The sequence below is a fragment of the Aeromicrobium piscarium genome, from assembly GCF_007421815.1.
Taxonomy (GTDB): domain Bacteria; phylum Actinomycetota; class Actinomycetes; order Propionibacteriales; family Nocardioidaceae; genus Aeromicrobium; species Aeromicrobium piscarium.
This window is the reverse complement of sequence record NZ_VLNT01000005.1, coordinates 152,680-174,938: the sequence shown is the minus strand read 5'-3', so window position 1 is coordinate 174,938 and position 22,259 is coordinate 152,680. Positions and strand designations below refer to the sequence as shown.

Here is a 22,259-nt window from a genome sequence, read left to right as displayed (position 1 = left end):
TCACGCCTCCTTCAGGCCGAGGGACAGATAGTCCATCTCGAAGCCGTACTCGTCGTAGTTCACGACGTTCTCCGACAGCCCGACGAGTCGATCGCCGAAGACGGGGGTCATGTCGGCGCCGTCGTCGATGATGAGCTGCTGCGCGTCCTGGTACTTCTGACGCCGTGTGGTGTCGTTGGTATCGGCGCGGGCGGCGTCGAGCAGCTGGTCGAACTGCTCGTTCGACCAGGCGGACTCGTTGTAGCTCGATCCGGTGCGGAAGATCTGGTTGAGCAGCTGGTCGACCGGGCGCCCCGTGAACCAGTAGCTGACCATGAGCGGCTCGCTCATCCATACCTGCGTGTAGTACGAGTCGGCCGCGACATTGGTGATCCGCAGATCGATGCCGGCCTCGCGGACCTGGCTGGCGTAGGCGGTGGCGATCGCGGTGAAGTTGGGCTCGTAGGCCGACGTGTAGATGCGGGTGGAGAAGTTCTCGCGGCCGATGCTGCGCAGGATCCCGCGAGCCTTCTCCGGGTCGTATTCGCGTTCGGTGTCCAGCCAGGCCTTCAGTTCGGGCGGCACGGGGTTGTCCCAGCCGGGGGTGCCGGTGCCTTGCAGCGCCGTCGAGAGGATCGCGTTCGGGTCGTAGGCGAGTTTCATGGCCTGCCGCATCTGCGGGTCCGCGAACTCCTCGCTCGTCGCCAGCATCGGGATCGTGTACCACTGGGCGTTGGCGACCCGGGCGACCGTCGTGCCGGCCGAGTTGGCGACCACGCGTGCCGTGGGGTTGTCGAGATTGGTCTGCGAGAGGAGGTCGACCTGTCGGGCGAGCAGGGCGTTGACCCGGGCCGAGGTGTCCTGGATCGAGGAGAACTCGATCCGGTCGAGGGCCGCGCGGCCATCGAAGTAGTCCTCGTTGACCCGCACGGCTCCGGCCCCGGCCGGGGTGTAGTGCTCGAGGATGAACGGCCCGGTGCCGATACCGGTGTGTCCGATCTCGTCGGCCGAGTCCTCGGGGATCACGTAGCACTGGTAGGCGGTGAGCAACGACGGGAACTCGGCATTGGGCGTCGAGAGTGCAAAGCGGACGGTGGTCTCGTCGACCGCGACGATGTCGTCGATGAGGTCCAGCGCGCCGGCCTGTGGTGAGGCGACATCCGGGTCGAGGATGTGGCGGAAGGTGTACCGCACGTCGCGGGAGGTGAGTGGTCGACCATCGTGGAAGCGGATGCCGGCGCGGAGCTGGAAGTCCCAGACGGTGGCGTCGGCATTGGACGACCAGTCGGTGGCGAGGTCGGGGACGGTCTCGCCGTCGCGGTCCAGTCTGACCACGCGATTGTAGAGCGCGCCGAGGTATTCGTAGGCGGACAGCGAGCTGGCGGGATCGAGGGTCTCGGCGGCACTGGCGGCCGGGCGCGCGATGCGCAGCGTGGCACCGCGCTGGGCGGTGCCGGTGGCAGCCCGCTCCGGCAGCGTGAGCGCGGGGGCACCGCACGCGGCCAGGCTGAGGGCCGTGGCACCGCCGAGCATGCCGGTCAGCAGCCGACGGCGGTCGATCGAGGGGTTCACGGAGTCTCCTGAATGCTTATCGTTCACTTGAACGATAAGCACGGATCACCTGTTCTCCGCAAGGTCATCCGCAGGACAAGTGGGGTTCAGCTACTGATATCGGTATTGGGGTCGGCCTGAAAAGTTGCTGATATATCACGGAGAAAGTCGATGCCGGCCGTCACTGCCTGGCTGGTGGCGCGGCGTCCCGATCGATGTCGCAGAGCGAGACGCCGGGAGCCGAGACCGGGGACATCGGCGACCTCGACGCCTTCGGGAAGAGCTCCTTGGAGGGCGAGTTGGGGGAGGAGGGTCATGCCCTCGCCGGCGGCGACGAGGGCCAGTGCGGTGGCGTAGTCGGTGTAGGTGTGCGCGGCCTCCGCCTGTCCGAGCGAGGTGCGCACGCGGCGAACCGCTTGCGCGGTGGCTGCGGAGGATTCGACCCGCAGCCATGGCACACGAAGTCGTTCCAGCTCGACGATCTCCATGGCGGCGAGGGTCCCGGCGGGGGCGATGAGCTTCCAGGGGTCGTCGAGCAGGGGGATCTCGCGGACGCCGGGTCCGAGGGGCGGTGCGTGGTCGCCGCTGTCGTATTCGATGACGATGATGTCGAGGTCGGCTGACCGCAGGTCGCGGAGCAGTTCGCCGCGCGACGCCTCGGTGATCTCCAGGTGGACGCCGTACAGTTCCTCGCGCCACCGTGGGATGGAGGGTGCGAGGACGGAGCTGATGAAGCTCTGGAAGCTGCCGAGACGGACGCGGCCGGTGGGGTCTTGGGTGGTCGAGGCGATGCGCTGCTCTGCCTCGTTGATCTCCCTCTCGATGTTCTCGGCGAGCTCGACGAGCTCGCGGCCCGCCGCGGTGAGTGTGACGCCGCGTGGGGTGCGTTCGACGAGCGCCTGACCGACTTCCGCCTCGAGGCGGCTCAGCTGTTGGGAGACCGCCGAGGGTGTGACGCGCAGCGCGTCGGCGGCGGCGAGAACGCCGCCGTTGCGGGCGATGGCCAGGAAGAAGGGGAGTCGCGACGCGTTGATCCTCACATTCAGAGAGTCTAAACACCCGCTTGCAAAAAGTGCATTTGAGTTGAACCTCCGAGACGTCTCAGAATTGCTGTGCGCGGTCCGTCGGGGGCCGCGCACGGGCATGTGAGAGGCGGAGTGGTGGACGGCATCGTGGCGGGAGTCCTCGGATGGATGGGGACGATTGGCACCTTCGCGGCATACGTGCTGTTGTGGCGGGGCCGGCTGATGGCGACCTCGTTGACGTATGCGGCGATGAACACCGTCGGAGGTGTTTTGGCCGGGACCGCGGGGGCGCTGTACGGCGCCTGGCCCGTCGTGGCGTCCAATGTGATCTGGGCGGGCGTCGGCGCGCACACCCTTCTCGCGACGATCCGCGCTCGTCGCCGCCAGGTCATCGCTCTCTAGGGTCGCCCGAACCGTCCGGGCCCACCGGGAGCGCCCGCCAACCCGCAGCGTAGGAAGGATGTGCTTCCGGGGGTACTGGAGCGACCAAGGAGGCACATCTTCCGTCAGCCGCTCACGAAGGATGTGCCTCTACGGCTGTCATGACAACCGCGAAAGCACATCTTTCGTCGGCCGGAGCCCGGGCGAGTGGGCTCAGGACTCCAGGCTGGTGCGGACCGGGACGAGCTTCGCGTCCGACTCGGCCAGCTCATCGGCGGGGACCGAGTCGGCCACGATCCCGCACCCCGCGAACAGCCGTACGCGTGATCCGTCCTCGAGTACTTGAGCCGAGCGCAGGCCGATGCCCCACTCGCCGTCCCCGTTGGCGCCGATCCAGCCCACAGGGCCGGCGTAGCGCCCGCGGTCCATGCCTTCGATCTCCTCGATGAGCTCCACGGCATCGGTCGTCGGGGTGCCGCCGACGGCCGCCGAAGGGTGGAGGGCCGCCGCGAGCGAGAGCGCGCTGGCCTCCTCGCGCAGCACGCCGGTCACATCCGTGGCGAGGTGCATGACATTGGGAAGGTGCAGCACGAAAGGCGACTCGGGCACGTTCATGCCGGTGCATGCAGGAGCGAGCGCGTCGGCGACCGATGCGACCGCGTACTCGTGCTCCTCCAGGTCCTTGCTCGATCGGGCGAGCGAGGCGGCGAGTGCGAGGTCGCGATGGTCGTCACCGCTGCGGCGGATCGTGCCGGCGAGAACCCGCGAGGTCACCAGGCCGCCCTCCAAGCGCACGAGCATCTCGGGTGTCGAGCCGAAGAAGCCGTCGACATGGAAGGTCCAGCAGCTCGGATACTCCTGCGCCAGCCGCCGCAGTGGATGACGGACGTCGATCGCCTCGTCGGCCACGGCATCGACGGACCGGGCCAGCACGACCTTGTCGAGCTCGTCCGCGGTGATGCGGTCGACGGCGGTGGCGACGATGTCACGCCACGTCGCCCGGCGGGAGTCGTCGTCATCGAGCGCGACGGCGACGGCGCGAGCGGGGGAGGCGGCCTCGAGGGCCGGGGCCGCCGTGATCGCGCGGCCGATCGTCGTGAGCCAGCAGACGCCGTCGCGTCGTCCCACCACCACCTCGGGGACGACCAGGAGGCTGCCATCGGCATGATCGGAGAAGGTGAAGGTGCCGAAGGCCACCAGTCCGCTACCGGGTGCCTCGATATCGTCGCGGACGACGGCACGGTTCGCGAGGGTGCGCCACCAGCGATCCGCCTCGTCGAAACGTTCCGGACCCGTCCATCCGAACTGTGCCGCACGGCCCCATCCGACGAGTCCGTCGCCACCGTGGACCCAGGCCAGCTGACCGGAGTCCGGCAGCAGGGAGATGAGCTCCCCGGGGTCGTCGATGCGGCGGGTGCGCACGATGAGTGGCTCGATCTCCCACCGCGGGTCGGTGACGGGGTTGCTCACGTCGATCGAGCCTACTCGTGGGACAGTAAGGCGGTGAGCCGAGCCGGTCTGGACAAGGATCCCCGCGATGTCGCGCGCATGTTCGACGACGTCGCGGCGAAGTACGACCTCACCAATACCGTGCTCACCGGCGGACTGGATCGCTGGTGGCGGCACCTGACGGTGCGGCGTGTCGATGCCCGCCCGGGCGAACGCGTCCTGGACCTGGCGGCGGGCACCGGGGTCTCCAGCGTGCCGCTCGCCGCCACGGGCGCCCAGGTGGTGGCGTGCGACTTCTCCGAGGGCATGCTGCGTGCCGGCAAGGCCGACCGACCCGAGCTGGACTTCGTCGCCGGCGACGGCATGCGCCTGCCCTTCGGCGACGCCTCCTTCGACGCGGTGACGATCTCCTTCGGGCTGCGCAACTTCCCCGACCCGATCGGCGGGCTCCGCGAGATGCTGCGGGTGACCCGGCCCGGTGGGCGCGTGGTCGTGACCGAGTTCAGCACGCCGACCTGGCGACCCTTCGAGCTCGTGTACAGCCGCGGAGCCCTGACTGTGCTGCCTCAGGTGGCCAAGGCGGTGTCATCGGACCCGGAGTCCTATGTCTACCTCGCCGAGTCGATCCGGTCGTGGCCGGACCAGCACGGCCTCGCCGTCCGGATGGCCGAGGCCGGATGGACGGACATCTCCTGGCGCAACCTCACCGGAGGGATCGTCGCCCTCCACCACGCCGTCAAGGGTTCCTGAGTCGCGCCCTTACCGTCCCGTGCGGCGGTACGTGGTCAACCCCATCGACGCTCGGTGAGGTTGACCAGCTACCGGCGTGGGCGATGAAAGGTTGACCGCGTACCGCCCTGCTGCTGGGCCACCGAGTGACCCCGCCGATGTCTAGAGTGCTGGGTGGCGGTCGCCGCGAGGACTCGGGGTAAGTGTGACCTTAGTTACAGCCCCTTCCGGGCACCGTCGTACAGTGGCGTCTGACGGTTTGTGTGAAGCTCTTCACAAAGTCGCCCCGGCGAAAGTGGGAGGTGTCGTGAACGAATACGTGCCGATCTTGGTGCTCGGTGCCATCGCTCTTGCGTTCGCGCTGTTCAGTGTGGTCATCGCCCCGTTCACGGGCCCCAAGCGCTACAACCGCGCCAAGCTCGATCGCTACGAGTCGGGTATCGCGCCGAGCCCCCTGCCCGAGGGCGGTGGACGTGTCTCGATCAAGTACTTCTTCACCGCGATGATGTTCATCATCTTCGACATCGAGATCGTGTTCCTCTATCCCTTCGCGGTCGCCTTCGATCAGCTGAGCTGGTTCGCCTTCTTCGCCGTCATGCTGTTCCTCGTCAACATCACCATCGCCTACGTCTACGAATGGCGGCGTGGCGGAATGGAGTGGACCTGATGGGCCTCGAAGAAAAGCTCCCGAGCGGCGTCCTGCTCTCGACGGTAGAGGGACTCGCCGGCTACTTCCGCAAGGCCTCGATGTGGCCGGCCACCTTCGGCCTGGCCTGCTGCGCCATCGAGATGATGACCTTCGGAGCCCCGCGTTACGACTCTTCGCGCTTCGGCATGGAGGTCTTCCGTCCGAGCCCGCGCCAGGCCGATCTGATGATCGTCGCCGGGCGAGTGAGCCAGAAGATGGCCCCCGTGCTGCGTCAGATCTACGACCAGATGCCCGGCCCCAAGTGGGTGCTCGCGATGGGTGTCTGCGCCAGCTCAGGCGGCATGTTCAACAACTACGCGATCGTCCAGGGCGTCGACCACGTCGTGCCGGTCGACATGTACCTCCCGGGCTGCCCGCCGCGCCCGGAGATGCTCATCGACGCGATCTTCAAGATCCACGACAAGGTCCAGCACGGCAATCTCGGCGCCGACAAGGAGCGCGAGATCGCCGAGACGGAGCGCGAGGCGCTCGTGGCCGCTCCCACCTCGGCGATGAAGGGACTCATGCGGTGAGCGACGACAAGCCCCACGACCCCGCTCCCACGGACGCCGACCGCACCCAGGATCCTTCGCACGAGACGCAGGGCGAGCTCGAGCGCTCCGAGGCCCGCGAGCTGGAGATCGTCGAGGTCCGCGAGGGCTCGTTCGGCGTCCAGGGCAGCGGCGACACCAGCGGTTTCGGCGGGCTGCGTCGGCCCGTCGTCATGCCGGGAGCCAGCGCCCCGCCCTACGGCGGCTGGTACGACGATGTCGCCGAGCGACTCGCCGGCGGCGAGGGCCTGACCGATGCCATCGAGAAGGTCGTCGTCGACCGCGGCGAGATCACCTTCTTCATCCGCCGGCATCTGCTGCTCACGACCGTCACCCATCTCCGCAACGATCCCGGCCTGCGCTTCGAGTTCTGCGCGAGCGTCAGCGGCGTGCACTACCCGGAGGAGACCGGGCGTGAGTTGCACGCGGTCTACGAGCTCACCTCGATGACGCACAACCGTCACATCCGGCTCGAGGTCGCCGCACCGGACGACGACCCGCACATTCCGAGCGTCGCGCCGATCTACCCCACCGCGGACTGGCACGAGCGCGAGGCCTGGGACATGTTCGGCATCGTCTTCGACGGACACCCGGCTCTCACCCGCATCCTGATGCCCGACGACTGGCCCGGCCACCCGCAGCGCAAGGACTATCCGCTCGGCGGCATCCCCGTGGAGTTCAAGGGCGGCACGATCCCGGCCCCCGATGAGCGGAGGAGCTACTCATGAGCCGCCGAACGGATAGTCCAGGACGCTGTGCTGTTGTGCTCGCTTCGCTCGCGGGGCTCGGCGGCATCCCTGTGGAGTTCAAGGGCGGCACGATCCCGGCCCCCGATGAGCGGAGGAGCTACTCATGAGCAGGAGTGGGTGTGGTTTCGATACGCCCCTCGTTCCTCGGGGCTACTCAACCACCGAGCGGACAGCAGAGATCATCACCGGAACAGGAAGGTCGTGCTTGCGATGACCATCCACGACGATCCGTACGCGGGTACCACCGAGACCCCCGAGGGGCCGGTCTTCAACGTCACCGGACAGGACTGGGACTCCATCGATGTCGAGGGCATCGAAGGCGACACCCTCGTCGTCAACATGGGCCCCCAGCACCCGTCCACGCACGGCGTGCTGCGACTCATCCTCGAGATCGACGGTGAGCGCGTGCGCGGTGCGCGTGCCGGCATCGGCTACCTGCACACGGGCATCGAGAAGAACATGGAGTTCCGCACCTGGACCCAGGGCGTGACCTTCTGCACCCGTATGGACTATGTGGCCCCGTTCTCCAATGAGGCCGTCTACGTCCACGGTGTCGAGAAGCTTCTCGGCATCACCGAGGACATCCCCGAGCGTGCCCAGGTCCTGCGCGTCCTGCTGCTGGAGCTCAATCGCATCTCCTCGCATCTCATCGCCATCGCCACCGGCGGCATGGAGCTCGGCGCCTTGACCGTCATGACCTGCGGGTTCCGTGATCGCGAGGAGATCCTCAAGGTCTTCGAGGCCATCACCGGCCTGCGGATGAACCACGCCTATATCCGCCCCGGCGGGGTCGCCCAGGACCTTCCCGACGGCTCGATCCAGCAGCTCCGCGACACCGTCGCGCTGCTCAAGAAGCGGCTGCCCGAGTACGCGGCGCTCTGCAACGCCAATCCGATCTTCAAGGGCCGGCTGATGGAGGTCGGCCACCTCGACCTCGCCGCCTGCCTCGCGCTCGGCGTGACCGGCCCGCCCCTACGCGCCACCGGCTACGACTGGGATCTGCGCAAGAAGCGCCCCTATTTCGGCTACGAGACCTATGACTTCGACGTCATCACCCGCAACGAGCCCGACTCCTACGGTCGTTTCCGCATTCGCCTCGATGAGATGGACCAGTCGCTGCGGATCGTCGAACAGTGCATCGACCGGCTGGAGGCCAGCGAGGGCGAGCCGGTCATGGTCGCCGACAAGAAGATCGCCTGGCCCGCTCAGCTCTCGGTCGGTGCCGACGGCCAGGGCAACTCGCCCGAGCACATCAAGCACATCATGGGCGAGTCGATGGAAGCGCTCATCCACCACTTCAAGATCGTCACCGAGGGATTCCGGGTGCCGACGGGGCAGGTGTGGGCGGAGATCGAGTCCCCCAAAGGGGTCATCGGCTGTCACGTGGTCTCGGACGGCGGCACCCGCCCGTACCGTGCGCACTTCCGCGACCCGTCCTTCGTCAACCTGCAGGCGGTCGCCGCGATGTGCGAGGGCGCGATGCTCTCGGACGTCATCGTGGCCGTCGCGTCCATCGACCCCGTGATGGGAGGTGTCGACCGATGACCACGAACGATCCTGGGCAGTCGCCGTTGCCCGACCCGGTCGAGGGCATGGTGACCGACACGCCGACCGGCGAGGAGACGCCCTTCGAGCCGGCCCTCGGCCCCGACACGCTGGCCGAGCTGGAGTCGCTCGCAGCGCTCTACCCCGAGGCGCGATCGGCGCTCCTGCCGATGCTGCACCTCGTCCAGTCCGTGCAGGGCCGGGTCACCAGCGAGGGCATCGCGACCTGTGCGGAGATCCTCGGCTTGAGCGACGCCGAGGTGTCCGCCGTCGCGACCTTCTACACGATGTACAAGCGCAAGCCGATGGGCACGCATCACGTCGGCGTCTGCACCAACACGCTCTGCGCGATCATGGGCGGCGACGAGATCTTCGATCGGCTCTGCTCGCGGCTCGAGATCGGCAACGACGAGACCACCGAGGACGGCCAGATCACCCTCGAGCGGGTCGAGTGCAACGCGGCCTGCGACTTCGCGCCGGTCATGATGGTCAACTGGGAGTTCTTCGACCACCAGACCCCCGAATCGGCGGTCGAGGTGGTCGAGCGGCTCCGTGCCGGTGAACCCGTCCAGGCCACCCGTGGCGCGCACATCACCTCGTGGCGGGAGGCGGAGCGTGTCCTCGCCGGATTCGAGGACGGTCTCGTCGACGAAGGCCCCACGGCGGCAGGGCCGTCGCTGGCCGGACTCGCGATCGCCCGCGAGCGCGGCTGGTCGGCCCCCTCCTATGAGACCGATGCCGGCACCGGCCGGGCCGGTGAGAGCAAGGCGGAGGCCGAGGCCGAGGCGGACACCCAGCGTGCCGAGTCCGAGACCGTGGCCGAGGAGTCCCCCGCCGACACCAAGGGAGGCAAGGGCGATGACTGACACTCTGACTCCGGTCCTGACCGACAACTGGGACCAGGACAATGCGTGGACCCTCGCCGCCTATGAGCAGCGCGGCGGGTACGAGGCGCTCAAGCAGGCGGTACGGATCGCCCCGGACGAGCTCATCACCCTGGTCAAGGACGCCGGCCTGCGTGGTCGCGGCGGCGCGGGCTTCCCCACCGGCATGAAGTGGTCCTTCATCCCGCAGGACAATCCCAAGCCCAAGTACCTCGTCGTCAACGCCGACGAGTCCGAGCCGGGCACCTGCAAGGACATCCCGCTGATGATGGCCTCGCCACACACCCTCATCGAGGGCGTCATCATCTCCTCACGGGCGATCCGGGCCGAGAAGGCGTTCATCTACGTGCGCGGCGAGGTGCTGCACGTGGTCCGCCGGCTGCGGGCCGCCGTGCGCGAGGCCTATGAGGCCGGTTACCTCGGTGAGGACATCCTCGGCACCGGCACCCGCCTCGATATCGTCGTGCACGCGGGCGCGGGAGCCTACATCTGCGGCGAGGAGACCGCGCTGCTCGACTCCCTGGAGGGCCGTCGCGGCCAGCCTCGTCTGCGTCCGCCGTTCCCGGCTGTCGCGGGCCTCTACGCCTCGCCGACCGTCATCAACAATGTCGAGTCGATCGCCTCGGTACCGGCGATCGTGCGCGGCGGCATCGAATGGTTCGGGTCGATGGGCACGGAGAAGAGCAAGGGATTCACCATCTACTCGCTCTCCGGACACGTGCGTCGTCCTGGTCAGTACGAAGCACCCCTCGGCATCACGCTGCGCGAGCTGTTGGAGCTCGGCGGCGGCATGCGGGAGGGCGCCGAGCTCAAGTTCTGGACCCCCGGAGGATCCTCCACCCCGATCCTGACCGCGGAGCACCTCGACGTCCCGCTCGACTACGAGGGCGTCAGCGCGGCCGGCTCGATGCTCGGCACCAAGGCCCTCCAGGTCTTCGACCAGACCACCTCGGTCGTCCGCGCCGTGCTGCGGTGGACCGAGTTCTACAAGCACGAGTCCTGCGGCAAGTGCACCCCGTGTCGTGAAGGCACCTGGTGGATGGTCCAGATCCTGCGCCGCCTCGACAACGGCGAGGGACAGCCCGGCGATATCGAGCTCCTGCAGGACCTCTGCTCCAATATCCTCGGCCGTTCGTTCTGCGCCCTCGGCGACGGTGCCACCAGCCCCATCACCTCGGCCATCGAGTACTTCCGGGACGAGTTCGAGGCAGGCATGAACACGCCCTCCTCCGAGCTCTTCCCACCGTCGGCATCCACGCTGTTCGCCAAGGAGGGGGTCGCGTCGTGACCGTCACCGAACCAGGATCGACCGAGGTCACCCCGGTCGAGCTCGTCACCCTGACGATCGACGATGTCGAGGTCAGCGTCCCCAAGGGCACCCTCGTGATCCGGGCGGCGGAGCTCATCGGCACGGAGATCCCGCGCTTCTGCGATCACCCGCTGCTGGAGCCGGTCGGGGCCTGCCGCCAGTGCCTCGTGGAGGTCCCGGACGCCGGCAACGGCCGTGGCATGCCCAAGCCGCAGGCCTCGTGCACCCTCGAGGTCGCTCCCGGCATGGTCGTCAACACGCAGGTCACCTCGCCCGCGGCGGACAAGGCCCAGCGCGGCAACCTGGAGTTCCTGCTCGCCAACCACCCGCTGGACTGCCCGGTCTGCGACAAGGGCGGCGAGTGCCCGCTGCAGAACCAGGCGCTCAGCCACGGCAACGGCGAGTCCCGGTTCATCGAGTCCAAGCGACTCTTCGCCAAGCCGGTCAACGTGTCCGAGAATGTCCTGCTGGACCGCGAGCGTTGCGTGCTGTGCCAGCGGTGCACGCGCTTCTCCGAGGAGATCGCGGGCGATCCCTTCATCGCGCTGCTCGAGCGCGGCGCTCAGCAGCAGATCGGCATCGCCGACGGAGAGCCCTTCCACTCCTACTTCTCGGGCAACACGATTCAGATCTGCCCCGTCGGTGCTCTCACGAGCGCCGACTACCGCTTCCGTTCGCGCCCCTTCGACCTGGTCTCGGTGCCCTCCGTGGCCGAGCACGATGCCTGCGGCGCGGCGATCCGCATCGATCACCGTCGTGGCAAGGTCATGCGCCGTCTCGCCGGCGACGATCCCGAGGTCAACGAGGAGTGGATCACCGACAAGGATCGCTTCGCCTTCACCTGGTCGACCCGCGACGACCGCCTTCGCACCCCGCTCGTACGGGATGCCGAGTCGGGGGAGCTCCAGCCGATGTCCTGGCCCGGGGCCCTCGCGGTCGCGGCCCGCGGCCTGTCCGGCACGCAGCCCGGTGTCCTGACCGGCGGGCGACTGACGCTGGAGGACGCCTACGCCTACGCCAAGTTCGCTCGGGCGGTGCTCGGCACCAATGACATCGACTTCCGTTCGCGTCCGGTGAGCGACGAGGAGACGGCCTTCCTGGCCCACCACGTCGCGGGAGCCGGCCGAGGCGTCACCTATCGCGATCTCGACCGCGCCGGCACCGTGGTGCTGGCCGGTCTCGAGCCCGAGGACGAGGCGGGCACGCTCTTCCTGCGGCTGCGCAAGGCGGTCAAGAACGGCACGCGCGTCGTGGCCGTGGCGAGCCACCTCACCCGCGGGCTGCGCAAACTCGATGCTGAGCTCGTCAGCGCGGTCCCCGGGCGGGAGGCTGAGGCGCTCGCCGGCCTGTCGCTCGGCGACACCGATGTCGTGCTGGCAGGGGAGCGGTTGGGTCTGGCGCCAGGTGGGCTCGCCGCGGCCGTCGATCTCGTCGGTCGCGCCGGTGCCCGGCTGGCCTGGGTGCCGCGTCGCGCGGGCGACCGAGGCGCGGTCGACGCGGGCTGCCTGCCCACGCTGCTGCCCGGTGGCCGGCCGGTCGCCGAGGCCGAGGCGCGCGCCGACCTCGCCGCCGCGTGGGGAGTGGATCAGCTACCCGACACGACCGGCCGCGACACCGTGGGAATCATCGCCGCGCTCGCGGCCGGTGAGCTCACGTCGGCCGTCATCGGTGGTGTGGAGCTGGCCGACCTGCCCGACCCCGCAGCGGCCCGGGCGGCGCTGGAGACGGCGGAGTTCGTCGTGAGCCTGGAAGTCAGGGCCGGCGATGTCGCGCCCTACGCCGATGTGGTGCTGCCGGTGGCCCCGCCGGTCGAGAAGTCCGGCACCTTCGTGAACTGGGAGGGCCGACGACGCCCCTTCGATACCGCGCTCGAGGTCTCCGGCTCCCTGCCGGACGTCAGGGTCCTGGCCGGTATCGCCGAGGAGCTGGGAACACCCCTGGGGATCCGTGGCGTGGCGGCTGCCCGGCGCGAGCTGGACGAGCTCGGCGCCTGGGACGGTGCACGCGCCCCGTTCGAGACCGCGCGCGCGAACCCGCCGGCCGAGAGCGGTGCAGTGGTCCTCGACACCTGGAAGCAGCTGATCGACGACGGACGCCTGCAGGACGGTGCGGACACCTACCGGCTCACGGCACGTCCGGCGCGGTTGAAGGCCAATGCCGCGACACTGGCCGCCGCGAACGTCGAGCCCGGCGGGTCGGCGCGATTGAGCACCGAGCGCGGCGCGGCGGAGTTCATCGCCGAGGTGGCCGATCTGCCCGATGGCGTGGTCTGGGTGCCCGCCAACTCCGAGGGCGTCAACGTGAGGTCCGTCCTCGCGGCGGGCCCCGGCGATCCGGTCACCCTGAGCGACAGCCGGGAGGAGCGAGCATGAGCGTCTTTCGGTACACCCCGGAACCGCGACTCGGTGGTCGAGTAGTGGAGTGCGCTTTACGCGCGGAGCGTGGAGCCGTCGCATCTGGGGCGTCGCCGCGACGGAGCGAGACCACTTCGACCGGGGGTGACCGACGATGAGTGAGGTGTTCGGCAACGATCCGATGTGGGTCGTCGCGCTCAAGTCACTGCTGATCTTCGTGATCCTGGTGCTCTACACGCTGTTCAACATCTGGTTCGAGCGCCGCGTCGTGGCGCGGATGCAGCACCGCGTCGGCCCCAATATGAACGGCCCCTTCGGCCTGCTCCAGAGCCTCGCCGACGGCGTCAAGCTCGGCCTCAAGGAGGAGATCTTCCCCAAGGCGGTCGACAAGGTCGTCTACTTCATGGCACCGATCCTCGCGGTCGTGCCGGCCTTCCTGGCCTGGGCGGTCATCCCCTTCGGGCCCGAGGTGCGCATCCCCTTCACCGAGACCTACACCGCGCTGCAGCTGACCGATATGCCGGTCGCCGTGCTTTACGTCCTGGCGGTCACCTCGATCGGCATCTACGGCATCGTGCTCGCCGGCTGGTCCTCCGGTTCGGTCTACGCGCTGCTCGGCGGTTTGCGCTCCAGCGCCCAGATGATCTCCTATGAGGTCGCGATGGGGCTGAGCTTCGTCAGCGTCTTCATCTTCGCCGGGTCGATGTCCACCTCGGAGATCGTCGCCGCCCAGGACCAGTGGTGGTTCTTCCTCCCGCTGCTGCCGTCCTTCGTCATCTACGTGATCGCGATGGTCGGCGAGACCAACCGCGCCCCCTTCGACCTTCCCGAGGCCGAGGGCGAGCTGGTCGGCGGCTTCCACACCGAGTACTCGTCCTTCAAGTTCGCGATGTTCTTCCTCGCCGAGTACATCAACATGGTCACCGTCTCGGCGCTCGCCACGACGCTCTTCCTCGGCGGCTGGCGCGCGCCCTTCGGCCTCGCGCAGGTCTGGGAGGGTGCCAACGAGGGCTACTGGCCGGTGATCTGGTTCCTCGGCAAGACCCTCTGCTTCATCTTCCTGTTCGTCTGGCTGCGCGGCACGCTGCCGCGCATGCGGTACGACCAGTTCATGCACTTCGGCTGGAAGTGGCTCATCCCGATCGCGCTCGGCTGGACGATCGTGGTGGCCTTCGTGCGCAAGGCCCAGCAGGAGGAGCTGATCACCCAGCAGGTCCTCGTGTGGGGCGGCGTCATCGTGGCGGTGCTGCTGGTGGCCACCTTCCTCATCCCGGAGAAGAAGGAGCCCGAGCCCGAGCCTGAGCCGGAGGCCGAGTTCGATGCCTTCGCCGGGGGCTATCCCGTGCCGCCCATGCCAGGCCAGCAGAGCACCGATCGTCAGGAGGCTCGACCATGAGCACGCTCAAAGAGACCCTGTGGGACCCGGTCGCCGGGTTCGGCGTCACGTTCCGGACGATGTTCAAGAAGCCCGTCACGGAGCGCTACCCGCAGGAGAAGCGGCCGACCGCGCCACGCTTCCATGGACGTCACCAGCTGAATCGCTGGCCCGACGGGCTGGAGAAGTGTGTCGGCTGTGAGCTCTGCGCGTGGGCGTGCCCGGCGGACGCGATCTATGTCGAAGGCGCCTCCAACACCGAGGACGAGCGGTTCAGTCCCGGCGAGCGGTACGGCCGCGTCTACCAGATCAACTACCTGCGCTGCATCCTCTGCGGCTTGTGCATCGAGGCCTGCCCGACGCGCGCGTTAACCATGACCAATGAGTACGAGCTGGCCGACGACAACCGCGAGGACCTCATCTACGAGAAGTCCGACCTCCTCGCGCCGCTGCTGCCCGGCATGACCGAGCCCCCGCACGAGATGCTCATCAGCGACGACCACCACGACTACTACCGGGGCAAGTCCCTGCCTATCGTCGAGGCCGACGACGCGACCGACTCGGGTGAGGCCCGATGACGACCTTCTGGATCCTCGCGCCGGTCATGGTGATCGCCGCGATGGGACTGATCTTCGCCCGCAAGGCGGTGCATGCGGCGCTGTGCCTCGCGGTCGTCATGATCAGCCTCGCGGTGCTGTACGCCGTGCAGGACGCGCCGTTCCTGTTCGCGGTGCAGATCATCGTCTACACCGGCGCGATCATGATGCTCTTCCTCTTCGTGCTGATGCTGGTGGGTGTCGATCGCTCCGACTCGCTCGTCGAGACCATCAAGGGCCAGCGGCTCGCCGCTGCGGTGGTCGGCCTCCTCTTCGCCGTCACGCTCTCGATCGGCGTCGGCCAGGTGGTCGTCAGCTCGACCGCGGGCCTCGACCAGGCGAATGCCGAGGGCAATGTCGAGGGTCTCGCCGCGCTGCTGTTCACGCGGTACGTGATCGCCTTCGAGTTCACCGCGGCCCTGATGATCACCGCCGTGCTCGGTGCGATGGTGCTCGCGCACCGTGAGCGGCTGGTGGCCCCCCGCAACCAGACCGACCTGCAGAAGCAGCGGATGCGTGACTACGCCGAACACGGTCGGCACCCGGGCAACCCGCCGACACCGGGGGTCTTCGCGCTGCACAATGCGGTCGACACTCCCGCTCTCCTGCCCGACGGCACCACGTCCGAGGAGTCGGTGCCCGAGAGCCTGCGTCAGCGCGGTCAGGAGCATCAGGCCCTCGACGACAGCGCGGTGCAGAAGCGTCTCCGCGAGATCGGCCCCGACGAGGACGAGGAGGACGCCGGCAAATGACGGAGTACATCACCCTGTCGTTCCTGCTGTTCACGATCGGCGCGGTCGGCGTGCTCGTGCGCCGCAACGCGATCGTCGTGTTCATGTGCGTCGAGCTCATGCTCAACGCCACCAACCTCGCCTTCGTCAGCTTCGCGCGACAGCACGGCAATCTCGACGGCCAGACCGCGGCCTTCTTCGTCATGGTCGTGGCCGCAGCGGAGGTCGTCATCGGCCTGGCCATCATCGTGTCCATCTACCGCACGCGTCGCTCGACCTCGGTCGACGAGGCGAATCTGCTGAAGGCGTAAGGGGAGAGTAGATGCTCGAGTTGTCCTGGCTGCTCATCGCGATCCCCCTGGCGGGCGCGGCTCTGCTCCTGGTGTGGGGCAAGGGGTCGGATCGCTTCGGTCACCTGATCGCGACGGCGGCCTCGGCCGCCGCCTTCGTGCTCGGCCTCATCATGTTCATCGAGCTGATCGGCCGCGGCGCCGACGATCGCTCGGTCACCACGTCGCTCGGCACCTGGTTCGAGGCGGGCCGCTTCCACGTGGAGTTCGCCTTCACCTTCGACCAGCTGTCGAGCCTCTTCGTGCTGCTCATCACCGGTGTCGGCACGCTCATCCACCTGTACTCGATCGGGTACATGGCCCACGACGAGCGTCGTCGCCGGTTCTTCGCCTACCTCAATCTCTTCGTCGCCGCGATGCTCACCCTGGTGCTCGCGGCCGACTATCTGGTGCTGTTCCTCGGCTGGGAGGGCGTCGGTCTCGCCTCCTACCTGCTGATCGGCTTCTGGCAGCACAAGGAGACCGCGGCCGCGGCTGCCAACAAGGCGTTCATCATGAACCGCGTCGGCGACCTCGGCATGGTCATCGCGCTGATGACGATGTTCGCCACCTTCGGCACCACCTCGATCGCCGCCGTGAACGGCGCGATCGACTCCGCCTCGGGATCCACCGCCACCGCGCTCGGTCTGCTGCTGCTCGTCGGAGCCTGTGGCAAGTCCGCTCAGGTGCCGCTGCAGGCCTGGCTGCTCGACGCGATGGAGGGCCCCACTCCGGTGTCGGCCCTCATCCACGCCGCCACGATGGTGACCGCGGGCGTCTACCTCGTGGTCCGCTCGGCCGGCATCTACGATGCCTCGGAGATCGCCCGCACCGTCGTGGTGATCGTGGGCCTGGTGACGCTGCTCGTCGGCGCCTGGATCGGCTGCGCCAAGGATGACATCAAGAAGGTGCTCGCCGGCTCGACGATGAGCCAGATCGGCTACATGATGCTGGCCGCCGGCCTCGGCCCGGCCGGCTATGCCTTCGCGATCTTCCACCTGCTGACGCACGGCTTCTTCAAGGCCAATATGTTCCTCGGCGCCGGCTCGGTCATGCACGCGATGGACGACGACGTCGACATGCGCCACTACGGCGCCCTGCGCCGCGCCATGCCGATCACCTTCGTGACCTTCGGCCTCGGCTACCTGGCGATCATCGGATTCCCGGGCATGTCCGGCTTCTTCAGCAAGGACAAGATCATCGAGGCGGCCCTCGGCTACAACGTGTGGATCGGCCTCGGCGCGATGATCGGGGCCGGTGTCACGGCCTTCTACATGACCCGCCTGATGATGATGACCTTCTTCGGCGAGAAGCGCTGGCGCGACGAGGTGCACCCGCACGAGTCGCCGAGCGTCATGACCATCCCGCTCGTCGTGCTCGCGGCCGCCTCGGTGCTGGGCGGTGTGCTGTACCTGGGTGGCTGGATCACGGACTGGCTCGAGCCGATCGCCGGGCATGCGGAGCATCCGCATCTGCCAGTGCCGGTCATCGTCGTCCAGCTCGGTGTGATGGCGCTCGTGGCCCTGGGCGTCGCGGCCGGGGTGTGGCTCTATCGCCGGGACATCCCGGATCGGGCCGCTGCGGACTCGGATGTCTCGATCGTCACGCGCGCGGGCCGGCACGAGATCTACACCAATGAGGTCAACGGGGCGCTGGTCGTGCTGCCGATGCGCTACCTCACCCGGTTCCTCGTCTGGCTCGATGTTCGGGGCATCGACGGCACGGTCACCGGCACGGCCGATCGGATCGGCGAGGCGTCGCAGCAGCTGCGGCGCACGCAGACCGGTTACGTCCGCTCCTATGCTCTCGGAATCTTCGGCGGCGCGCTGCTCGTCGTCCTCGGACTCTTGGCGGTGACCCTCGCATGATGCTGACTGTCCTGGCTGTCGCGCCGATCATCGGTGCGCTGCTCGTCGCCTGCTGGCCGGGCGCTTCGGGCAACCCGCGCCTGGTGAAGGTGCTGGCGCTCGCCGTCTCGCTCGTGACCCTCGTGCTGGCGATCGTCGTCGCGGCGCAGTTCGACCCCGCGGAGGGCGGCTACCAGTTCGTCGAGCAGCGCGAGTGGATCCCGGCGATCGGCGCCCACTACGCGCTGGGGTTGAACGGCATCGGCCTCACGCTGGTCATGTTGACCACGATCCTCAGCCCGATCGTCATCCTGGCGGCCTGGGGGGACCGGCTGCCCAATCCTTCGCGGACGCACACCTACTTCGCGTGGATGCTCGCGCTCGAAGGCCTGGCGATCGGTGTCTTCGCCGCGACCGATGTCTTCCTCTTCTATCTCTTGTTCGAGGCGACGCTGGTCCCGCTGTACTTCCTGATCGGCGCACACGGCGGCGTCGGACGGTCCTATGCGGCGGTCAAGTTCCTCATCTACAACCTCGTCGGCGGTCTACTGATGCTGGCCTCGATCGTCGGCCTCTACGTGCTGACGACCCAGGCGGGGGAGTCGAGCTTCCTGCACAGTGATCTGATCGGCCTCGACATCTCGGCGGGCACAGAGAAGCTGCTCTTCATGGGCTTCTTCATCGCCTTCGCGGTCAAGGCGCCGATGTGGCCGCTGCACACCTGGCTGCCGGACGCCGCGGCCTCGTCGACGCCCTCGACGGCGGTGCTGATGGTCAGCATCGTCGACAAGATCGGCACCTTCGCGATGATCCGGTGGTGTCTGGAGATCTTCCCCGGTGCCTCGCAGTGGGCCAGCCCGGTCGTGATGGTGCTGGCGGTCATCAGCATCCTCTACGGCGCCCTCCTGGCGATCGGCCAGGACGATATCCGCCGCCTGATCGCCTTCACCTCGGTGTCGCACTTCGGATTCATCGTGCTGGGCATCTTCGCCTTCACGACGCTCTCGACCTCCGGCGCGACGCTCTACATGTTCAATCACGGCTTGTCGACCGCCGTGCTGTTCCTGGTCACCGGCATGCTCATCGCACGCCGCGGGTCGGCGAGCATCGCGGACTTCGGCGGAGTGCAGAAGATCGCCCCGGTGCTGGCCGGCATCCTGCTGATCGGCGGCCTGTCGAGCCTCTCGTTGCCGGGTCTCGCCCCGTTCATCTCGGAGTTCATGGTGCTCGCGGGCACGTTCACGGTCTCGATCCCGCTCGCGGTCGTGGCCGCCTTCGGCATCATCCTCGCGGCCGTCTACATCCTGCTGATGTACAAGCGCACCATGACCGGTCCGCTGCGGCCGGGTCTCGACGGCATCCGCGAGCTCGACGGCCGGGAGGTCACGGCGCTCGCGCCGGCGGTGGTGCTGATCATCGCGCTGGGCTTCGTGCCGGGGCCGGTGCTGTCGGTCATCAACCCGTCGGTGGAGCCGGTGATCGCCCAGGTGGGGGCCGAGGATCCGGTGCCGCCGCATCCGGCCGACGCCTCCGCGACTGAAGGAGACCACGAATGATCCCCGCCGCACAGCTCGACTACTGGGTGCTGTCGCCGCTCTTCGTCGTCGCCGGCTTCGCGATCCTCGGCCTGATCCTGGAGGCCGCGCTCGGGCGCCGCTACCGCTTCGTGGTCCAGGCGATCGCCACGGCGGTCGGCCTCGTCGCCGCGCTGGTCGTGAGCATCCTGGTCTACGGTGACCTCGGCACGCCGGAGGAGGCGAGCCATGTCGCGCGCGGCGCGGTCGAGGCCGAGGGCGCGGTCACCGTCGACGGTCCAGGCGTGGTCACGTGGATCATGCTGCTGGTCTTCGCACTGCTGAGCCTGGGACTGTTCGCCGAGCGTCGCTTCGAGGCGGGCATGAGCCCCTTCACCGGTCGCGCGGCGGACATCCCCGGATCGGACGAGGAGACCCAGGCGGTGCAGCACCGGCTGGAGCACACCGAGGTCTTCCCGCTCATGCTGTTCGCCTTGTCGGGCATGATGCTGTTCGCCACCGCCAACGACCTCATCACGATGTTCGTCGCCCTCGAGGTCCTCTCGCTGCCGCTCTATGTGTTGTGCGCCCTCTCGCGGCGGCGCAGGCTGATCAGCCAGGAAGCCGCGATGAAGTACTTCCTGCTCGGTGCCTTCTCGTCGGTCTTCTTCCTCTACGGCGCCGCACTCGCCTACGGCTACTCGGGCAGCCTGAACCTGACCATCATCGATGAGGCCGTCTCCGCCCGTGCCGACTCCGGTGGGCTGCTGCTGGTGGCGATGGCGATGATCGCCGTCGGCTTGCTGTTCAAGATCGGCGCCGTGCCGTTCCACGCCTGGACCCCCGATGTCTATCAGGGCGCTCCGACCCCGGTGACCGGCTTCATGGCGGCCGCCACCAAGGCCGCGGCCTTCATCGCCCTCATGCGCGTCTTCTTCGTCGCCTTCGGTGGAGCCTCGTGGGACTGGCGGCCCACCTTCTGGGTCGTGGCCGTCATCACGATGGTGTTCGGCTCGGTGGTCGCGATCGCCCAGACCGATGTCAAGCGGATGTTGGCCTACTCGTCCATCGCCCACGCGGGCTTCCTGCTGGTGGGCTTCTCGGCGGCTTATGTGGGGATCGCCGACGACGCCGCGCTCACCTCGGTGTCGAGTGTGCTGTTCTACCTGGTCGTCTACGGGGTGGCGACGATCGGCGCCTTCGCCGTGGTGTCCGTGGTCCGCGATTCGGCGGGGGAGACCACCCACCTGGCCAAGTGGGCCGGCCTCGGTCAGCGCTCGCCCTGGCTGGCGGGAACCTTCGCGCTGTTCATGCTGTCCTTCGCGGGTATTCCGCTGACGGCCGGTTTCATCGGCAAGTGGGGCGTGTTCGCTGCGGCCTGGGCCGGGGGCACCTGGCCGCTCGTAGTCATCGGCGTGCTCGCCAGCGCGCTCGCGGCGTACTTCTACGTCCGGGTCATCGTCCTGATGTTCTTCACTGAGCCGGTGGGAGATGGGCCGACCGTCGCCGCTCCGGGGGTATTGACTACCGTGGTCATTGCGCTGGCGGCGATCGCCACCGTGGTGCTCGGGGTGCTTCCGGGTCCGCTGCTCGACATCGTGCAGCACGCCGGCGCGTTCGTGCGCTAGCTGTGCTGCTGAGGAGAATCGCGTGATCGTAGGAGTGTCGTTCGAGGATCCGGGCCTGACCTCCCGGATCCGCAGCGGCGTCGACCGAGTCGAGGCCCTGCTCGCGCGCTCCGTCGACAGTCCCGAGCCCTTCGTCGCGGAGGCGGCGGCCCACCTGCTCAACGCCGGTGGCAAGCGCTTCCGGCCGTTGCTGACGTTGCTGTGCGCCGAGTTCGGCGAGCCTCGCGGGGACGAGGCGGTCGAGGCCGCCGTGGTGATGGAGCTGACACACCTGGCGACGCTGTATCACGACGACGTGATGGATGAGGCGCCGGTGCGACGCGGTGCGCCGAGCGCCAATGCGCGCTGGGACAACTCGATCGCCATTCTGGTCGGCGACTACCTCTTCGCGGAGGCATCGCAGATCGTGGCGGGTCTCGGCACCGAGGCTGTGCGCATCCAGGCCGAGACCTTCTCACGTCTCGTGCGGGGGCAGATCCGCGAGACGCTGGGTCCCGGCGAGGGCGAGGATCCGCTGCGGCACTACCTCGATGTCGTGGCGGACAAGACCGGTTCCCTCATCGCGGCCTGTGCCCTGCTCGGGTCCAAGATGGCGGGCGCGAGCGAGGAGGTCCAGCGGACGCTGCTGGAGTTCGGCGAGCGTATCGGCGTCGCGTTCCAGCTCGCCGACGACATCATCGACATCGCGAGCGAGAGCGGCGACTCGGGCAAGACGCCCGGTACCGACCTGCGAGAAGGCGTGCCGACGCTGCCGACCTTGTTGGTGCTCGCCTCGAGCGATGACGCCGATGCCGAGCTGCGGGCTCGTCTCTCGGCCCCGATCGAGGACGATGCCCTCGTCGAGGGCACCCTCGATGAGCTGCGTGCGCATCCGGCGATGGCCGAGGCGCGCGCCTATGTCCACGCCGAGGCGGACGCCTCCCGTGCGCTGCTGGAGAAGCTGCCCGCGGGCCCGGCCCGCGATGCGCTGAGCGAGCTCTGCGATACCGTCGTCACCCGCGTCGGCTGACCCTCACCCGTCCGGCTCCGCGAGCTCGTCCTCGTC

The 22,259-nt window shown here is 68.2% G+C and carries 21 protein-coding genes; 18 read left to right on the top strand and 3 right to left on the bottom strand.

What is annotated here, in order from left to right; translation table 11 throughout:
* The gene (locus FNM00_RS08695; RefSeq protein ID WP_221933650.1) at positions 1–1,551 is read right to left on the bottom strand and encodes an ABC transporter substrate-binding protein; all 1,551 of its coding nucleotides are present in this window, start codon (positions 1,549–1,551) and stop codon (positions 1–3) included.
* Positions 1,552–1,637: 86 nt separating this feature from the next.
* Entirely contained in the window at positions 1,638–2,570 is a 933-nt protein-coding gene (locus tag FNM00_RS08690) for a LysR family transcriptional regulator (RefSeq protein ID WP_143913042.1), read from the bottom strand.
* A 120-nt stretch (positions 2,571–2,690) separates the two neighbouring features.
* On the opposite strand from FNM00_RS08690, the gene FNM00_RS08685 reads away from it, so the two are divergent.
* The gene (locus tag FNM00_RS08685; protein ID WP_143913041.1) at positions 2,691–2,957 is read left to right on the top strand and encodes a CBU_0592 family membrane protein; all 267 of its coding nucleotides are present in this window, start codon (positions 2,691–2,693) and stop codon (positions 2,955–2,957) included.
* Between the two features lie 192 nt (positions 2,958–3,149).
* Here the strand turns inward: FNM00_RS08685 and FNM00_RS08680 are convergent, their stop codons facing one another.
* Positions 3,150–4,406 (bottom strand): isochorismate synthase, encoded by a 1,257-nt coding sequence (locus FNM00_RS08680; RefSeq protein ID WP_143913040.1) that lies wholly within the window; start codon positions 4,404–4,406, stop codon positions 3,150–3,152.
* A gap of 33 nt (positions 4,407–4,439) precedes the next feature.
* Between FNM00_RS08680 and FNM00_RS08675 the strand changes: the two genes are divergently transcribed.
* The 17 genes from FNM00_RS08675 to FNM00_RS08600 all read left to right on the top strand — a co-directional run bounded on the left by FNM00_RS08675 (position 4,440) and on the right by FNM00_RS08600 (position 22,223).
* On the top strand, positions 4,440–5,135 hold the full coding sequence (locus FNM00_RS08675) for a demethylmenaquinone methyltransferase (protein ID WP_143913039.1): 696 nt from the start codon (positions 4,440–4,442) through the stop codon (positions 5,133–5,135).
* Positions 5,136–5,421: 286 nt separating this feature from the next.
* The gene (locus FNM00_RS08670; RefSeq protein WP_087623287.1) at positions 5,422–5,781 is read left to right on the top strand and encodes an NADH-quinone oxidoreductase subunit A; all 360 of its coding nucleotides are present in this window, start codon (positions 5,422–5,424) and stop codon (positions 5,779–5,781) included.
* Positions 5,781–6,335: a NuoB/complex I 20 kDa subunit family protein gene (locus FNM00_RS08665; RefSeq protein ID WP_143913038.1), complete on the top strand. Its 555-nt coding sequence runs from the start codon at positions 5,781–5,783 to the stop codon at positions 6,333–6,335. The genes FNM00_RS08670 and FNM00_RS08665 overlap by 1 nt, the downstream gene beginning before the upstream one ends.
* The gene (locus tag FNM00_RS08660) at positions 6,332–7,081 is read left to right on the top strand and encodes an NADH-quinone oxidoreductase subunit C (protein ID WP_143913037.1); all 750 of its coding nucleotides are present in this window, start codon (positions 6,332–6,334) and stop codon (positions 7,079–7,081) included. Before FNM00_RS08665 ends, FNM00_RS08660 begins: the two co-directional genes overlap by 4 nt.
* Positions 7,078–7,209 (top strand): hypothetical protein, encoded by a 132-nt coding sequence (locus tag FNM00_RS19400; RefSeq protein ID WP_281281099.1) that lies wholly within the window; start codon positions 7,078–7,080, stop codon positions 7,207–7,209. The genes FNM00_RS08660 and FNM00_RS19400 overlap by 4 nt, the downstream gene beginning before the upstream one ends.
* A 103-nt stretch (positions 7,210–7,312) precedes the next feature.
* Positions 7,313–8,647 (top strand): NADH-quinone oxidoreductase subunit D, encoded by a 1,335-nt coding sequence (locus FNM00_RS08655; RefSeq protein WP_143913036.1) that lies wholly within the window; start codon positions 7,313–7,315, stop codon positions 8,645–8,647.
* A 47-nt stretch (positions 8,648–8,694) separates the two neighbouring features.
* On the top strand, positions 8,695–9,513 hold the full coding sequence (gene nuoE, locus FNM00_RS08650) for an NADH-quinone oxidoreductase subunit NuoE (protein WP_143913097.1): 819 nt from the start codon (positions 8,695–8,697) through the stop codon (positions 9,511–9,513).
* Positions 9,506–10,819 (top strand): NADH-quinone oxidoreductase subunit NuoF, encoded by a 1,314-nt coding sequence (gene nuoF / locus FNM00_RS08645; protein WP_143913035.1) that lies wholly within the window; start codon positions 9,506–9,508, stop codon positions 10,817–10,819. The genes nuoE and nuoF overlap by 8 nt, the downstream gene beginning before the upstream one ends.
* Positions 10,816–13,212, top strand: coding sequence for an NADH-quinone oxidoreductase subunit G (locus FNM00_RS08640; protein WP_143913034.1), 2,397 nt, complete (start codon positions 10,816–10,818; stop codon positions 13,210–13,212). The genes nuoF and FNM00_RS08640 overlap by 4 nt, the downstream gene beginning before the upstream one ends.
* 136 nt (positions 13,213–13,348) lie before the next feature.
* On the top strand, positions 13,349–14,590 hold the full coding sequence (gene nuoH / locus FNM00_RS08635; RefSeq protein ID WP_143913033.1) for an NADH-quinone oxidoreductase subunit NuoH: 1,242 nt from the start codon (positions 13,349–13,351) through the stop codon (positions 14,588–14,590).
* Positions 14,587–15,147, top strand: a complete 561-nt coding sequence (gene nuoI / locus FNM00_RS08630) for an NADH-quinone oxidoreductase subunit NuoI (protein WP_143913032.1) — start codon at positions 14,587–14,589, stop codon at positions 15,145–15,147. The genes nuoH and nuoI overlap by 4 nt, the downstream gene beginning before the upstream one ends.
* Complete coding sequence (locus FNM00_RS08625; protein ID WP_143913031.1) at positions 15,144–15,917, top strand: NADH-quinone oxidoreductase subunit J; 774 nt, start codon at positions 15,144–15,146, stop codon at positions 15,915–15,917. The genes nuoI and FNM00_RS08625 overlap by 4 nt, the downstream gene beginning before the upstream one ends.
* On the top strand, positions 15,914–16,207 hold the full coding sequence (gene nuoK / locus FNM00_RS08620; RefSeq protein ID WP_087623278.1) for an NADH-quinone oxidoreductase subunit NuoK: 294 nt from the start codon (positions 15,914–15,916) through the stop codon (positions 16,205–16,207). Before FNM00_RS08625 ends, nuoK begins: the two co-directional genes overlap by 4 nt.
* Positions 16,208–16,218: 11 nt before the next feature.
* Positions 16,219–18,093 carry an NADH-quinone oxidoreductase subunit L gene (gene nuoL, locus FNM00_RS08615; RefSeq protein ID WP_143913030.1) on the top strand — a complete coding sequence of 625 codons (1,875 nt, stop codon included), beginning with the start codon at positions 16,219–16,221 and terminating at the stop codon, positions 18,091–18,093.
* Complete coding sequence (locus FNM00_RS08610) at positions 18,093–19,628, top strand: NADH-quinone oxidoreductase subunit M (RefSeq protein WP_342778539.1); 1,536 nt, start codon at positions 18,093–18,095, stop codon at positions 19,626–19,628. The genes nuoL and FNM00_RS08610 overlap by 1 nt, the downstream gene beginning before the upstream one ends.
* Complete coding sequence (gene nuoN / locus FNM00_RS08605; RefSeq protein WP_143913028.1) at positions 19,625–21,214, top strand: NADH-quinone oxidoreductase subunit NuoN; 1,590 nt, start codon at positions 19,625–19,627, stop codon at positions 21,212–21,214. The genes FNM00_RS08610 and nuoN overlap by 4 nt, the downstream gene beginning before the upstream one ends.
* Before the next feature lie 25 nt (positions 21,215–21,239).
* Entirely contained in the window at positions 21,240–22,223 is a 984-nt protein-coding gene (locus FNM00_RS08600; protein WP_425456803.1) for a polyprenyl synthetase family protein, read from the top strand.
* The last annotated feature ends 36 nt before the right edge of the window (positions 22,224–22,259 follow it).